The sequence below is a fragment of the Phaeobacter sp. JH20_37 genome, assembly GCF_048056015.1.
In the GTDB taxonomy this organism is placed as follows: domain Bacteria; phylum Pseudomonadota; class Alphaproteobacteria; order Rhodobacterales; family Rhodobacteraceae; genus Phaeobacter; species Phaeobacter bryozoorum.
This window is the reverse complement of sequence record NZ_JAYMWW010000013.1, coordinates 1,010,802-1,025,057: the sequence shown is the minus strand read 5'-3', so window position 1 is coordinate 1,025,057 and position 14,256 is coordinate 1,010,802. Positions and strand designations below refer to the sequence as shown.

Annotated in this window: 12 protein-coding genes; 8 read left to right on the top strand and 4 right to left on the bottom strand. The window is 62.4% G+C overall.

Annotation, left to right across the window (positions count from 1 at the left end; translation table 11 throughout):
* Window positions 1-37: 37 nt before the first annotated feature.
* The gene (locus tag VWZ87_RS09730; RefSeq protein WP_340544854.1) at window positions 38-1,066 is read right to left on the bottom strand and encodes a substrate-binding domain-containing protein; all 1,029 of its coding nucleotides are present in this window, start codon (window positions 1,064-1,066) and stop codon (window positions 38-40) included.
* A 247-nt stretch (window positions 1,067-1,313) separates the two neighbouring features.
* On the opposite strand from VWZ87_RS09730, the gene VWZ87_RS09725 reads away from it, so the two are divergent.
* From VWZ87_RS09725 to VWZ87_RS09705, 5 genes are all read left to right on the top strand, one after another.
* Window positions 1,314-2,666, top strand: a complete 1,353-nt coding sequence (locus VWZ87_RS09725; protein ID WP_416534752.1) for an ABC transporter substrate-binding protein — start codon at window positions 1,314-1,316, stop codon at window positions 2,664-2,666.
* 140 nt (window positions 2,667-2,806) lie between these two features.
* Window positions 2,807-3,814 (top strand): carbohydrate ABC transporter permease, encoded by a 1,008-nt coding sequence (locus VWZ87_RS09720; protein WP_260102984.1) that lies wholly within the window; start codon window positions 2,807-2,809, stop codon window positions 3,812-3,814.
* A gap of 12 nt (window positions 3,815-3,826) precedes the next feature.
* On the top strand, window positions 3,827-4,975 hold the full coding sequence (locus VWZ87_RS09715; protein ID WP_340544858.1) for a carbohydrate ABC transporter permease: 1,149 nt from the start codon (window positions 3,827-3,829) through the stop codon (window positions 4,973-4,975).
* A 65-nt stretch (window positions 4,976-5,040) separates the two neighbouring features.
* Window positions 5,041-6,699 carry an alpha-amylase family glycosyl hydrolase gene (locus VWZ87_RS09710; RefSeq protein WP_340544860.1) on the top strand — a complete coding sequence of 553 codons (1,659 nt, stop codon included), beginning with the start codon at window positions 5,041-5,043 and terminating at the stop codon, window positions 6,697-6,699.
* Between the two features lie 31 nt (window positions 6,700-6,730).
* Window positions 6,731-7,822, top strand: a complete 1,092-nt coding sequence (locus tag VWZ87_RS09705; protein ID WP_416534753.1) for an ABC transporter ATP-binding protein — start codon at window positions 6,731-6,733, stop codon at window positions 7,820-7,822.
* Window positions 7,823-7,844: 22 nt separating this feature from the next.
* Here VWZ87_RS09705 and VWZ87_RS09700 read toward each other — a convergent pair whose 3' ends face one another.
* From VWZ87_RS09700 to VWZ87_RS09690, 3 genes are read right to left on the bottom strand one after another with little or no spacing between them, the layout of a single operon-like run.
* Window positions 7,845-8,924 carry an ABC transporter substrate-binding protein gene (locus tag VWZ87_RS09700; protein WP_416534754.1) on the bottom strand — a complete coding sequence of 360 codons (1,080 nt, stop codon included), beginning with the start codon at window positions 8,922-8,924 and terminating at the stop codon, window positions 7,845-7,847.
* Window positions 8,894-10,309 carry a sensor histidine kinase N-terminal domain-containing protein gene (locus VWZ87_RS09695; RefSeq protein WP_416534755.1) on the bottom strand — a complete coding sequence of 472 codons (1,416 nt, stop codon included), beginning with the start codon at window positions 10,307-10,309 and terminating at the stop codon, window positions 8,894-8,896. The genes VWZ87_RS09700 and VWZ87_RS09695 overlap by 31 nt, the downstream gene beginning before the upstream one ends.
* On the bottom strand, window positions 10,306-10,971 hold the full coding sequence (locus VWZ87_RS09690) for a response regulator transcription factor (RefSeq protein ID WP_260090142.1): 666 nt from the start codon (window positions 10,969-10,971) through the stop codon (window positions 10,306-10,308). The genes VWZ87_RS09695 and VWZ87_RS09690 overlap by 4 nt, the downstream gene beginning before the upstream one ends.
* 131 nt (window positions 10,972-11,102) lie before the next feature.
* Here VWZ87_RS09690 and VWZ87_RS09685 point away from each other — a divergent pair, with 131 nt between their 5' ends.
* The 3 genes from VWZ87_RS09685 to VWZ87_RS09675 all read left to right on the top strand — a co-directional run bounded on the left by VWZ87_RS09685 (window position 11,103) and on the right by VWZ87_RS09675 (window position 14,242).
* Window positions 11,103-12,080: a Bug family tripartite tricarboxylate transporter substrate binding protein gene (locus VWZ87_RS09685; RefSeq protein ID WP_260090143.1), complete on the top strand. Its 978-nt coding sequence runs from the start codon at window positions 11,103-11,105 to the stop codon at window positions 12,078-12,080.
* Between the two features lie 148 nt (window positions 12,081-12,228).
* A complete protein-coding gene (locus tag VWZ87_RS09680) occupies window positions 12,229-12,723 on the top strand; it encodes a tripartite tricarboxylate transporter TctB family protein (RefSeq protein ID WP_416534756.1) in 495 nt (164 codons plus the stop codon).
* A 1-nt stretch (window position 12,724) separates the two neighbouring features.
* On the top strand, window positions 12,725-14,242 hold the full coding sequence (locus VWZ87_RS09675; RefSeq protein ID WP_340544868.1) for a tripartite tricarboxylate transporter permease: 1,518 nt from the start codon (window positions 12,725-12,727) through the stop codon (window positions 14,240-14,242).
* Window positions 14,243-14,256: the final 14 nt, after the last annotated feature.

The following is a 14,256-nucleotide window of genomic DNA, read 5'->3' as shown; positions in this document are numbered from 1 at the left end:
CGGCTCTCCTGATTGGATGGTGCGGGCAGCGGTGAGCCTAGCGCGACGGCGCAGGCCCGGTGGAGCGGCCAACCGTCAGCTGCGCTTCCAGCAGGCGTGTCAAAGGAGCGTCACCCGGATCGCGGATCTGCGCCAGCAGCAGGTCGGCCAGCTGTCGGCCGGCCTCCTGCACAGAAGAAAGCGTCGCGGTGAATTGCGGCAGCTCATCGCCATTGCGCAGATAGGAGAGATCATCGTCATGGGTGATCACCGAAATATCGCGCCCCATCTGGCGCCCCGAATCCTCGATTGCGCGGCGCACACCCATCGCCGGGATGATCGACGACACCAGATAGGCGGTGGGCGGATCGGCCATGGCCTGAGTGTGTACGACGGTGCGGTGACCGTAGCTCTCGGTCATTTCCTCGGCAAACATCAGCGCGGGATCCAGGGGGATGCCCGCTGCGGTCAGCGCGCATTCGTAGCCGGCGCGACGGCGCCATGCGAAATCCATGCTCTCCAGGCCATTGACCAGACAGATCCGCCGATGCCCGAGATCGAGCAGGAATTGTGTCGCCCGTTCAAAGGCGCTTTTGTTGTTCACATCCAGCCAGCTGTACGGCCCCTCCAGATCGGAGGCCCGGCCATGCACCGCAAAAGGCAGGCCAATATCGCGCAACAGTGCAATCCGCGGGTCCGACATGCGCGGCGCATGCAGCACGATGCCATCGACGTTCCGCTTCGCCGCCATCTCGCGATAGGCCTTTTCCTGTTTGCTGTCCTCGACCAGCGACAGCACCATGTCATAGCCGGCCTTGGCGTAGCTCTCGCCCGCTCCGGCGATGAAATCGCCAAAGATCGGGTTCACCATCTCATGCTGCGATGACAGCGGAATCACATGGCCGATGGCCATTGCCCGCCCGGTTGCTAGCGCCTTGGCGCGGGTGTTGGGGCGGTAGTTGTGCTGCTCCGCCGCCGCCGCAACCCGCCTGCGGGTGGCTTCGCTTACTTCGGGAAACCCATTCAACGCACGGCTGACCGTTGTCTGTGACAGGTTCAGATGGGCGGCCAGTTCCTTCAGATTCATACGGAAAGTCTCCAAAGCGCTTTGATATTTCGGGCGCATATCGCAACGCAGTGCTCATGCTCAGGTAGTTATGGCAGGGGTGAGGTGAGGCTGGCAAGGGCCGTTTGAATTAAGAGGTAAGAGGTGTTTCTTGGTAATTTGTTGACAGCGCCGCGCGAATCTAGAAGTGTAGCGAAATCCAAAGCGCTTTGGACAACCGGATCAAACAGGATCTGGCAGGGCGTTGTGATTATCGGGAGGAAATATCATGAAACGCAGGCTTACTGCCGCTGCGGGCGTGTTGGCATTGACAGCCGGACTTGCGCAGGCCGACGGGGCGCTGACCTTTCCGGTCGGTGAGGGAGAGTTCAACTGGGACAGCTTCGAGGCGCTAAAGGCGACCGATCTTGCCGGTGAACAGGTCACCGTCTTCGGACCCTGGCTTGGCCCCGATCAGGCACTGGTCGAGAAAGTGCTGGCCTATTTTGCCGAGGCTACCGGCGCCGATGTGCGTTACACCGGCTCCGACAGTTTCGAACAGCAGATCGTCGTGGACGCCGAGGCCGGCTCCGCGCCCAACATCGCCGTCTTCCCGCAGCCGGGACTGGTGGCGGACATGGCGCGACGCGGCTTTATCTCGCCTCTGGGCAGCGAGACCGCCGACTGGGTGCGTGAAAACTACGCCGCTGGCGACTCCTGGGTCGATCTCAGCACCTTCAAGGGGCCGGATGGCAACGAGGATCTCTTTGGCCTGTTCTACAAGGTCGATGTGAAATCCCTTGTCTGGTACGTGCCTGAGACCTTTGAGGATTTCGGCTACGACGTGCCGCAGTCGATGGAAGAGCTGAAGGCGCTGACCGATCAGATGGTCGAGGATGGCAATACGCCCTGGTGCATTGGTCTGGGGTCCGGTGGCGCCACGGGCTGGCCTGCCACCGACTGGGTCGAGGATATGATGCTGCGCACCCAGGACCCGTCCGTCTATGACCAGTGGGTCAGCAACGAAATCCCCTTCACCGATCCCCGCGTCATCGGTGCGATTGAGGAATTTGGGCATTTCGCCCGCAATGACGCCTATGTATCGGGCGGGGCAGGGGCGGTGGCCTCCACAGATTTCCGCGACAGCCCCAAGGGCCTTTTCGCCAGCCCGCCGCAATGTCTGATGCACCGTCAGGCGTCCTTCATCCCGGCCTTCTTCCCCGAAGGCACCGAGGTGGGGCTGGATGCGGATTTCTTCTACTTCCCGGCCTATGAGGAAAAGGATCTGGGCAGCCCGGTTCTGGGGGCAGGCACCCTGTGGTCGATCACCAACGACAGCAAGGGCGCGCGCGCCTTGATGGAATTCCTGAAATCCCCTATCGGACATGAGGTCTGGATGGCGCAACAGGGCTTCCTGACCCCGCACAAGGGCGTCAACACCGACCTTTATGCCACTGATACGCTGAAAAAGATGGGCGATATCCTGTTGTCCGCAGACACCTTCCGCTTTGACGCATCGGATCTGATGCCCGGCGCGGTCGGCGCGGGTTCCTTCTGGACAGGCATGGTCGGCTACGCTGGCGGCACCCCGGCAGAAGAGGTCGCGGCCGAGATCCAGTCCTCCTGGGATGCTTTGAAATAAGTCACAGGTGCGGGCTGCCTCTACCCGGTCGGCCCGCACCATTTGCAGTTTTCCCAACGAAGATCCGCGCCGATCTGCCCGCCTGCGTTGCTGCCGGGGGCTGATCTGCCCACTCCACCCCACCGCGAAGGGAGTTTCCCATGCACCCAGCCATTCAGGGCCTGCTCACAATCGCCTTTGGCGTCGGAGGGTGTGTCGGCTATTTCTACTTCTCCAATCTGGTGCTGGACCGGGTGATCTTTCCGGCACGCGGTGCGCATATCGCCCGCAATATCCGCCGCGCCAATATGATCCGACCTTGGCTGTTCCTGTTGCCCGCCTTGCTGGCGCTGGGGCTTTATCTGGCCTATCCGGTGGTCGAGACGCTGCGCCTTTCTGTCAGCGAACGCCTGCCCGGTGGCGGATCTGAATTCGTCGGCCTTGCCAACTACCAGCAGATGCTGGCCGAGGCGAAATTCTGGGAAGCGCTCAAGAACAATTTCCTGTGGCTTCTCGTGGTGCCTGCCGCCTCGACCGCCTTCGGCCTGCTGGCCGCACAGCTGACGGACCGGTTGGCCTGGGGCAATATCGCGAAGTCGCTGATCTTCATGCCGATGGCGATCTCCTTTGTCGGGGCTGCGGTGATCTGGAAACTGGTCTATGACGCCCGCCCCGAGGGCACCGAGCAGATCGGCGTTCTGAACGCGCTCTACATCTATTTCGGCGGCGACGGGCCGATGCAGTGGCTGACCATCCCGTTCTGGAACAACTTCTTCCTGATGATGGTGCTGATCTGGATCCAGACCGGTTTTGCCATGGTGATCCTCTCCGCCGCCCTGCGCGGGATCCCCGAAGAAACCGTTGAAGCCGCCATCGTGGATGGGGCCGGACCGTTTCAGATCTTCTTCAAGATCAAGGTGCCGCAGATCATGGACACCATCGTCGTGGTCTGGACCACCATCACCATCGTTGTGCTCAAGGTCTTTGACATCGTCTTTGCCATGACCAACGGCCAGTGGGAGACGCAGGTTCTGGCCAATTACATGTACGACAAACTGTTCCGCGCCAATGACTGGGGCGTCGGCTCCGCCAGCGCCATGGTCATCATGCTTCTGGTCCTGCCGATCCTGGTCTGGAACGTCTACAACGCCCGCCGCGAAATGCGCTGAGGAGAGACCGCCATGACAATGATTGCCGGACAAAAACCTGCGCTGACCTGGGCCTTACGCCTTTCTGTGGTGCTGCTCGTAGGGCTGTGGCTGTTCCCGACGCTTGGCCTCTTGGTGTCCTCCTTCCGCACCGCCGATCAGATCGCGACCAGCGGCTGGTGGCGCGCGATGTTCCCCAGTGAACAGAACCTGACCCTGCGCATTGACCCGCCCAGCGAACAGCTGCGACAGGGAGATCTCTTTGTGATTGAGGGCCGCCTCTTTGCCGAAGACACCAGCAGCGAGATTTCCGCCTGGGGCACCTCGGCGCGCGAGCCTGCCGCCTATCAGCCCGGTGAAACGGCCGAGCTGCGCCGTGGCGGCACCCTGTCGGTTGCGGCAGATGGCGCCTACCGGTTCGAAAGCACCGAGGAAATCAGCGGCAAACGCGGCCCCCGGGTGTTTGTCACCGCAACCGTGCCGCCGGAATTCACGCTGGAAAACTATGAAACAGTGCTCATCTCTGGCAATTCAACCGACAATATGGCCAAGGCATTTTTCAACACGCTAACCGTCACCATTCCGGCAACCATCATCCCGATCCTTGTTGCCGCCTTCGCGGCCTATGCGCTGGCGTGGATGGAATTTCCGGGCCGCGCCCTGCTGGTGGCGGCCATCGTTGGCCTGCTGGTGGTGCCATTGCAACTGGCGCTGATCCCGCTGCTGAAATTCCACAATGAGATCGGCATCGGCAAAGGCTACATCGGCGTCTGGATGGCCCACACCGGCTTTGGCCTGCCGCTCGCGATCTACCTTTTGCGCAACTACATGGTCGGCATTCCACGCGATATCATCGAAAATGCCCGTGTCGATGGCGCGACCGATTTCATGATCTTCACCCGCATCATCCTGCCGCTGTCCTTTCCGGCGCTGGCCTCATTTGCAATCTTCCAGTTCCTGTGGACCTGGAACGACCTTCTGGTGGCCATGGTGTTCCTGATCGACGCCACCGGGGAAACCACCGTGATGACCAAGCAGATCGTTGAGCTGCTGGGCACCCGTGGCGGCAATTGGGAGATCCTCGCAACCTCCGCCTTCGTCTCGATTGCGGTGCCGCTCGGTGTCTTCTTTGCCATGCAGAAATACCTCGTCCGTGGCCTCCTTGCAGGCTCGGTCAAGTGACGTGATCCGCAGGCCGGATCACACCGGTCCTGCCTCTTACTCTACAGACTATGGAAACAGCTGATATGAACGCTCAAGCTCAACTCGACCCGGCACAGGTTCTCGCCGCTGACCCCGATTGGTGGCGCGGTGCAGTGATCTATCAGATTTACCCGCGCAGCTATCAGGACAGCAACGGCGATGGCATCGGTGACCTCAGAGGCATCACCCAGCGCCTGCCGCATATTGCTTCGCTTGGGGTGGATGCGATCTGGATCTCGCCGTTCTTCACATCCCCGATGAAGGATTTCGGCTATGACGTCTCCGACTACTGCGACGTTGATCCGATGTTCGGCAGCCTGTCCGACTTTGACCAGCTGGTCGCAACGGCGCACGGCCTGGGCCTGCGGGTGATGATTGATCTTGTGCTGTCGCATACCTCTGACCAGCACCCGTGGTTCGGCGAAAGCCGCCAGAGCCGCGACAATGCCCGCGCTGACTGGTACGTCTGGGCCGACCCGCAGCCCGATGGCACACCGCCGAACAACTGGCTGTCGATCTTTGGCGGTTCTGCCTGGCAATGGGATCCCCGGCGGGAACAATATTACCTGCACAACTTCCTTGTCTCGCAACCGGATCTGAATTTTCACTGCCCCGCCGTGCAGGACGCGCTGTTGGATGTGACCCGCTTCTGGCTGGAGCGCGGCGTTGATGGCTTCCGTCTGGATACCATCAACTTTTATTTCCACGACGCTGAGCTGCGGTCGAACCCGGCCCTGCCGCCAGAGCAGCGCAATGCCACCATCGCGCCCTCGGTGAACCCCTATAATCACCAGGAACATCTCTACTCCAAGAACCAGCCGGAAAACCTGGCCTTCCTTGGCCGGTTCCGCGCGCTTCTGGATGAATACCCGGCCAAGGCGGCCGTGGGCGAGGTGGGCGACGCGCAGCGCGGTCTTGAGATCATGGGCAGTTACACGGCAGGCAACAGCGGCGTTCACATGTGCTACGCCTTTGAACTCCTGGCCAAGGATGTGCTGACGGCCTCCCGGCTGGCCGAAGTCTTTGCCGAGGTGGACCGCGTTGCCGCCAGCGGCTGGGCCTGCTGGGCGTTTTCCAACCACGATGTGATCCGCCACAGCAGCCGCTGGGATCTCAGCCCGGAGGCGCAGCGCCTGTTCACCACCATGATGATGTGCCTGCGCGGCACCACCTGCATCTATCAGGGCGAGGAGCTGGGCCTGCCAGAGGCAGACATCGCCTTTGAAGATCTGCAGGACCCCTATGGCATTGAGTTCTGGCCCGAATTCAAGGGCCGCGACGGCTGCCGTACGCCAATGGTCTGGGAACCGTCAAACAGCGCAGGCGGCTTCAGCGAAGGCAAGCCATGGCTGCCCGTCTCGCCCGAGCATCTCAGCCTGAGCGTCGCCAGTCAGGAAGCCGACCCGCAGGCCATGCTGCACCACTACCGCCGCGCCATCGCCCTGCGCAAGGCGCATCCGGCGCTCGCGGTGGGCACTCATGACCAGCTGCGGGCAGAGGGCAATGTCGCCTTCTTCACCCGTCAGGACCGCGACGAGGTGATCTTCTGCGCTTTCAATCTGGGGGACACCCCGGCAGAGATCACCCTGCCGGAGGGCACATGGCGCAGGCCCGACACCGACATCGCCCTGGCCGACCTGCCGCAAAGCGGCGCCCGTGTCGCGCTGGCACCGTGGCAGGCCTGCCTTGCGGTGCGGGTCTGACAGAAACGACGAGCAGGGGAGGGACCAGTAGATGGCAAACCTGAAATTGACCAATGTCGCCAAGACCTACGGGGGCGGCGTCGAGGTCCTGAGAGATATCAATCTCGATATCAAACAGGGGGAGCTGATCGTCTTTGTCGGCCCCTCCGGCTGCGGCAAATCCACCCTGCTGCGGATGATCGCGGGGCTGGAGCGGATCAGCGGCGGCACGCTGGAAATCGACGATGCGGTGATGAATGATATCCCGCCCGCCCAGCGGGGCATCGCGATGGTGTTCCAGTCCTATGCGCTCTATCCGCATATGACCGTTCGCGACAACATGGCCTTTGCGCTGAAAATCGCCAAGAAAAGCAAGCCTGAGATCGACGCCGCCATCGACCGCGCCGCCAAGATCCTGCAGCTGGAGCCTTATCTCGACCGCCTGCCCAAGGCGCTGTCGGGCGGGCAGCGCCAGCGGGTCGCCATCGGTCGCTCCATCGTGCGTGATCCGAAGGTCTATCTCTTTGACGAGCCACTCTCAAATCTGGACGCGGCCCTGCGGGTCGCCACAAGGATCGAAATCGCCCAGCTGAAAGAGGCGATGCCGGACAGCACCATGATCTATGTGACCCATGATCAGGTGGAGGCGATGACGCTGGCCAGCCGTATTGTGGTGCTCGCCGACAAAGGCATCGCACAGGTCGGCACGCCACTGGAGCTGTACCAGCGCCCGGAGAATGAATTTGTGGCCCAGTTCATCGGCTCGCCCGCAATGAACCTCATTCCCGGCACTGTGATCGCCACTGGCCCACGCACCACCGTGCGGCTCAACAGTGGGGAAGAGGTCATCGCCGATATCCCCACGACCGACGCCGATCAGGGGCTCGCGGTGAATGTCGGCGTCCGGCCCGAGGATCTGGTCGAAACCGGCACAGGTGGCGCGCTGATCGACAGCCGCGTCGATATTGTGGAGGCTCTGGGTGAGGTGACGGTGCTCTACATCGCCGCAGGCGAGGGCAAGGATCCCCTGATTGCGAAACTCCCCGGCATTCACAAGGGGTTGCGCGGCTCCTCTGTGCGGCTCTACGCCGACCCGGCCAAGCTGCATCTGTTCCACAACAGCCAGTCGCTGCTCTATCGTTGAGCGGTGCGGGCGGCAGGCGGGCTTATTTCTGCAACACGGTGCTGCGCCATTCTTCGATAAAACGCGCCCGTTTCAGCCGGTCCAGAAACACCAGCAGCCCCGGTCCCATCTGGATCGGGCGCAGCGCCGCCTCGGGGCTGGCGGCCCCGGTTGGATACCTTGGGAACGGATAGGCCGGATCGCGGCTGCTTCCCCAGGCCGCGCGCAGCAGATGGTCGATAAAGGCGCCGGCCAGATCCGGCCGCTCTGCCCCCTTCAGCACCACGGCGGTGCGCAGCATCATGTTGGTGTAATCCTGCGGATCCACGATCTCGATCCGATCCGCCAGATCATCCCGCGCGCGGGCGTAGCTGCCCAGCACGTTATAGGCAATCGCCAGATCTCCCCGCGCGACCGCCTCGATCATCTCGCCGGAACAGCAATAGAGCCGCAGGTCAAGACTGCCGAAAATCTCCATCATCCGCCAGAAACTCTCTGAGGTGCGCAGATCCTGCGTCGCAAACAGATAGCCAAGGCCGCTGGTCTCGACATCATAGGTGCCGATGCGGCCCCGGAACCGGTTGGGGTATCGCCGTAAGAGCGACATCAGCGCCTGCCGGCTGCGCGGCATCTCCAGCCCCTCAAAGGCCGCCGGCGACAGCACAATCGACGCAGGCTCCTGCGAGAAGGCAAAGACATGATCGCGCCAGTTGCCCCAGACCGGCAGCTGCGCCGTCGTGGTGGAGCGGTGCGCCAGCGTATAGCCGTCATTGGCCAGTTTGGTCTGCAAATCCAGCGCCGAGGAAACGGCCAGATCAAACGGCGCGTTCTCCTCCACGACCGCCCGCATCAGCTCGGCACTGCTGACAGCGACATAGTCCACCACCACGGTCGGTCGCGTCCGTAGGAAGCTATCGACAAGCGGCGCCAGCAGATCGGTGTCTGTGGTTGACAGAACCCGCAGCAGATCCGGTGCCGCCTCGGCTGCGGCAGGCCCAAAGCGACGGCGATCTTCGATCTCAAACGCCTGCGCTGCGATCCCCAGCTGAACAAGCGCCATTAGCGCCAGACACAGACCCCGCACCGGGCGGCTCACGATAGCGGAAAATACAAGGATACGCATGATCCCTCCCGTCTTGGGGCCGCCGCTGGCGGGCCGGTGGTGGCGTCGCTGGGGGCAATGCTCAGCCGTCCGCCATGGGCCTCAACCACCTCGCGCGCGATGGTAAGGCCAAGACCGGAGCCGATGGTGCCTTCGGCGTTTGTGCCACGGGCAAACCGCGCGGTCAGCGCGTCGGTGTCGCCATCCGGAAACCCACCGGCCTCATCGATGATGCTCAGCCGCAGCGCCTGTCCCTCCCGGCGCAGGATCACCTGCACATCGCTTTCGCCCGGCGCATATTTGATTGCATTGTCCAAGAGGTTGCGCACCGCGTTCTGGATCAGGATCGGATCACCCGACAGGGCCGGTGTCTGCGGCAGGTCGCAATGCAGCGCGATGTCCTTCAGCTCGGCAATCGGACGAAGCCGGTTCAGAAGCTCCCGGCAGAGCGCCCCCAGATCCACCTCTTCGCGCAAGAGGCTGTCAGTACGAAAAGTCACCATCGCATGATCCAGCAGCTGACCCGCCGCGCGCGAGCTTTCGTCAATTGCGCGGATCATCTCGCGCAGCGAGGCGCGGTTTTCGTCCCGCTCAACCCGGCGCAGCGTGATCTCCGCCTGCGTGCGCACAGTGGCCAGCGGTGTGCGCACCCGGTGCGCGGCCTCGGCGATGAAATCCTCCGACCGAGACAGCGAAATCCGCAGTCGGTCGATAAACCGGTTGAGCGAGGACACCAGCGGGATCATCTCCGAGGGCACGGGCCTGCGCACCGGGCGCAGATCCTTGGGCCCGCGCCGCGACACCGCCCCGGCAAGTTCGGCCAGCGGCCGCACACTGGATTGCGCCGCCCAGATCGCGAGGACTGCGGCAATGACAAAGAAACCGACCCCCAGCTGCAAGGCGCGGCGTGTCAGCTGCGCCAGCTGCGCCGATTGCCCCTCGCGGGTCTGCGCCACCGAAATAATCAGGTCGGATGCCTGCCCGCCCAGCGAAACCCGCCGCGCCAGCGTCACCATCCGAATGCTGTCGCCCTTGTAGCTCAGCGTTTGAAACCGGGGCGCCCCCTGTCGCGGCAACGGGTCGGGTCGGGGCAGGTCGTCGTAACCGGTCAGCACCAGCTGATCCTGCGCGACGCGATAAAATACCCGGTCATTGCTGACGTTGCCCAGCATCGACAGCGCCGCATAGGGGATATCCACTGTCACATCGCCCGAGCGGACCGAAACGGAATCCATGATCGAGGTGGCCGAGGCCTGTAGAATGCTGTCATGGGTCTGCTGCGACACATCGCGGGTGAAGACCAGCACGATAAAGAACAAGAGCGACGCCAGAAAGGCCGCACTCCCCACCAGTTGCAGCGTCAGACGCCGCCGGATCGACCCACTGGTGCGGATGGCCTCGCTCATGCAAGCGACATCCGGTAGCCAAGGCCGCGCACCGTGGTGATCTCCACCTCAGATCCTGCCAGATGCTTGCGCAGCCGCGCCACATAGACCTCGATCGCATTTTCCGAAACGTCCTCCTCATAGGAGAACAACCGGTCCACCAGTTTCGACTTGGAAAAGATGCGGTCCGGCGCGTTGATGAAAATCTCCAGCAGCCGCAGCTCCTTGTTGCGCAGCGATACGGTTCTGCCGCCCACCGTCAGGGTTCCCGCAAGCGGATCAAAGATCAGCGCACCGAATCGTTTCTGGTTGGAACTGCCGCCACCATGGCGCCGCAGCACCGCCCGGCAGCGCGCCTCCAGCTCGGAAAAATCAAAGGGTTTGGTGATGTAGTCATCCGCCCCCAGATCCAGCACACCAACCCTGTCCGACACCTCGGACCGTGCCGTCAGCACAATCACCGGCGTTGTGCCCTGACGGTTGCGATGGGATTTCAAGAAGCTGCGGCCATCTCCGTCTGGCAACATAATATCCAGTAAAATCAAATCGTAATCCGCGGTCGCCGCATAGTCATCCGCCACCGCCAGATCCGGGGCGTGATCCACCACATGGCCATCCATCCGCAGCCGGTCCTCGACGGCGGCCGCAAGGCTCAGATTGTCTTCAACCAGCAAGAAGCGCATGGGAGTCCATTCATCCAGGTGGCCGGGCAGGTGGCGGCTGCATCGGGTGTGACAGGTTTGTGTCAGCTTAACGTGTTCCCTTCCAGTCATGAGCGGCCAAGCCGCCATTTGTCAAATGGGAGGACAAACAGATGAAAACGACTTTGACCCGGCGCGCCCTGATGGCGGTGACCGCCGCGACACTGGCCTTTGCGGCGCCCGTTTCTGCGGATGAAATGGTGGACAGCATCCACTTTCTGATCCCCGGCGGCGCAGGCGGCGGCTGGGACGGCACCGCGCGCGGCACCGGTGAGGCGCTGACCAAGGCGGGGCTTGTGGGCAATGCCTCCTACGAGAACATGTCCGGCGGCGGCGGTGGCAAGGCGATCGGCTATCTGATCGAAAACGCCGAGAGCAACCACGGCACCCTGATGGTGAACTCCACCCCGATTGTGATCCGCTCGCTGACTGGTGTCTTCCCGCATAACTTCCGTGACCTCACCATGGTCGCAGGCACCATTGGCGATTACGCGGCTATCGTGGTGGGCAAGGACAGCCCGATCAACTCCATGTCCGATCTGATCGCCGCCTATCAGGCCGATCCGCGCAAGACCGCCATCGGCGGCGGCTCGGTACCCGGTGGCATGGACCATCTGGTTGCCGCAATGGTGATGAAGGCCGCAGGCGAAGAGCCGACGGCGGTGAAATACATCCCCTATGATGCAGGCGGGGTTGCCATGGCGGCGCTGCTGTCCGGTGAAATCGCAGCACTCTCCACCGGTTTCTCCGAGGCGATTGATCTGGCCAACGCAGGCGAGGTGAAAATCATCGGCGTCACCGCCGAGGACCGCGTGCCGGCCTATGCAGACGCCCCCACGATGAAAGAACAGGGGATCGACGCAACCTTCGTCAACTGGCGCGGTTTCTTTGGCGCCCCCGGCCTTCCGCAGGAAAAGGTCGACGCCTATCGCGCGGCCCTGGCCAAGATGTATGACACCCCCGAATGGGAAGAGGTCCGCGCCCGCAACGGGTGGGTCAACATCCACAACAGCGGCGATGATTTCGTCAGCTTCCTGGAAGGTCAGGAAGAAGTCATCAAGAGCCTGATGCAGGAACTCGGCTTCCTCTAAGTCTGGCAGAGCAGACAGGCGTCCGGTCCGAGAGGTGTCGGGCGCCCGCCTCTGACGACAGAAACCGGCGGCGCAGATCTTCGGGAGGAGCCGCGCTGCCTCTCAGGTTTCATTCTGAACATATCTCACCAAAGGGGGGGAGAGCCTCATGGCGCTCGACCGATGGATCGCGCTGGTCATCCTCATGATCAGCCTCGCCTATGGCTACACGGCCTTTTTCACCATGGACGAAGGGCTGCCGCCGTTCATGAAATTCAATGCCATCTGGCCTAGCACCTTCCCCAAGGGGTTGTCGGTTCTGGCGGTGATCTGTGCTTTGATTATCCTGCTGTCGCCGCAGAAATCCGATGCAGGCCCAAAGACGGGTGACATCGATTACCGCCGCCTGCTGGATTACAAGCTGGGGCAGGCCGTTGCACTGCTGGCGATGATGGCGATCTACGCACTGGCGCTGCGCCCGGTTGGGTTCCTGATCGCAACCGTCGGCTTTCTGGTGATCAGCGCCATGATCCTGGGCGAACGCAAGCTGCATATCCTGATCCCCATCGCCGTCGTTGCGGCAGGTGTGGTCTGGTATCTCGTGCAGGGGGTGCTGGGCATCTACCTGCGCCCGCTGCCGCTCTTCCTTGGCAATGGAGTCTGATATGCTGGACGGTATTCTGATCGGCCTCGGCACCGCCTTTTCCCTCAGCAACCTGCTGATGGTCATCGGTGGCTGCCTCATCGGCACCTTCATCGGCATGTTGCCGGGTCTCGGCCCGATGAGCATCATTTCCATCATGATCCCGGTGGCGATTTCCATCGGCGATCCTTCGGCGGCGCTGATCCTGCTGGCCGGGGTCTATTATGGCGCCATCTTTGGCGGCTCCACCTCGTCAATCCTGATCAACGCGCCGGGCGTGGCCTCGACAGTGGCAACGTCCTTCGATGGCTACCCGCTGGCGCGGCAGGGCAAGGCCGGCAAGGCGCTGACCGTCGCCGCGATCTCCTCCTTCTGCGGCGGCACCATTGGTGCCGTCCTGCTGATGATTTTCGCGCCTGCACTGGCCAGCGTCGCGCTGCTGTTCCACTCCGCCGAATACTTCGCCTTGATGGTGGTGGGGCTGTCGGCCATCGCCGCCTTTGCGGGGACCGGCCAGGTGGTGAAGGCGCTGCTGATGACCGTGCTTGGCCTGATCATGGCCACTGTGGGCGAGGGCGCGCTGTTCAACATGCCCCGCTTTACCATGGGCATCATGGATCTTCAGTCGGGCTTCGGTTTCATCACGCTGGCGATGGCGATGTTCGCCCTGCCGGAGGCGCTTTATCTGGTGCTTGATCCCAGCCGCTCTGCCAGCGAAGGCGGCAGCAGCGAGATCAAGGATCTGCGCATCACCAGAGCGGAGGCCAAGTCCATCGCGCCGGTGATTGGCCGTCAGTCGATCCAGGGCTTTCTGATCGGCGTCCTGCCGGGGGCCGGAGCCACCATCGCTTCCTTCCTGGGCTACGCGGTGGAGCGCAATATCGCGCCTAAGGACGAACAGAAAGAGTTCGGCAAAGGCTCGATCAAAGGCCTCGCCGCGCCCGAAAGCGCCAATAACGCGGCCTGCACCGGCTCCTTTGTGCCACTGCTGACGCTGGGCATTCCTGGCTCCGGCACCACTGCGATCCTTCTGGGGGCGCTGATTGCGCTCAATGTTTCGCCCGGTCCGCGCCTGATGGTGGATGAGCCGGAGATCTTCTGGGCCGTGATCATCTCGATGTATGTCGGCAATCTGGTCCTGCTGATCCTCAATCTGCCGCTGATCCCCTATATTGCCAAGGTGCTGGCGGTCCCGCGCAACTACCTGATCCCCTTCATCTTCTTCTTTACGCTGATGGGGGCCTATATCGGGCAGAACAATGCGACAGAGTTGCTGATCCTTGTGGGTTTGGGGATCTGTGCCACGGTGCTGCGCTTTGCCGACTATCCGCTTGCGCCCTTGCTGATCGGCTTCATCCTGGGGTCGATGCTGGAGGATAATTTCTCCCGCTCGATGCAGCTCTATGATGGGCTGGGCTTCCTGATGGAACGCCCGATGACCATCGGCCTGCTGGGGCTGGCAGCCATTCTGGTGATCCTGCCCAGCTACCGCGCCCGCCGCGCGCGGCTGCGTCAGGCCGGGGTGGCGGACGGCGACTGACGGGCGCCATGGAA

Coding starts and splice junctions, on each gene's coding strand:
- VWZ87_RS09695 (WP_416534755.1), bottom strand. CDS start 10,309: ATGAGCGAGGCCATCCGCACCAGTGGGTCGATCCGGCGGCGTCTGACG.
- VWZ87_RS09690 (WP_260090142.1), bottom strand. CDS start 10,971: ATGCGCTTCTTGCTGGTTGAAGACAATCTGAGCCTTGCGGCCGCCGTC.
- VWZ87_RS09700 (WP_416534754.1), bottom strand. CDS start 8,924: ATGCGTATCCTTGTATTTTCCGCTATCGTGAGCCGCCCGGTGCGGGGT.
- VWZ87_RS09725 (WP_416534752.1), top strand. CDS start 1,314: ATGAAACGCAGGCTTACTGCCGCTGCGGGCGTGTTGGCATTGACAGCC.
- VWZ87_RS09710 (WP_340544860.1), top strand. CDS start 5,041: ATGAACGCTCAAGCTCAACTCGACCCGGCACAGGTTCTCGCCGCTGAC.
- VWZ87_RS09680 (WP_416534756.1), top strand. CDS start 12,229: ATGGCGCTCGACCGATGGATCGCGCTGGTCATCCTCATGATCAGCCTC.
- VWZ87_RS09720 (WP_260102984.1), top strand. CDS start 2,807: ATGCACCCAGCCATTCAGGGCCTGCTCACAATCGCCTTTGGCGTCGGA.
- VWZ87_RS09685 (WP_260090143.1), top strand. CDS start 11,103: ATGAAAACGACTTTGACCCGGCGCGCCCTGATGGCGGTGACCGCCGCG.
- VWZ87_RS09705 (WP_416534753.1), top strand. CDS start 6,731: ATGGCAAACCTGAAATTGACCAATGTCGCCAAGACCTACGGGGGCGGC.
- VWZ87_RS09730 (WP_340544854.1), bottom strand. CDS start 1,066: ATGAATCTGAAGGAACTGGCCGCCCATCTGAACCTGTCACAGACAACG.
- VWZ87_RS09675 (WP_340544868.1), top strand. CDS start 12,725: ATGCTGGACGGTATTCTGATCGGCCTCGGCACCGCCTTTTCCCTCAGC.
- VWZ87_RS09715 (WP_340544858.1), top strand. CDS start 3,827: ATGACAATGATTGCCGGACAAAAACCTGCGCTGACCTGGGCCTTACGC.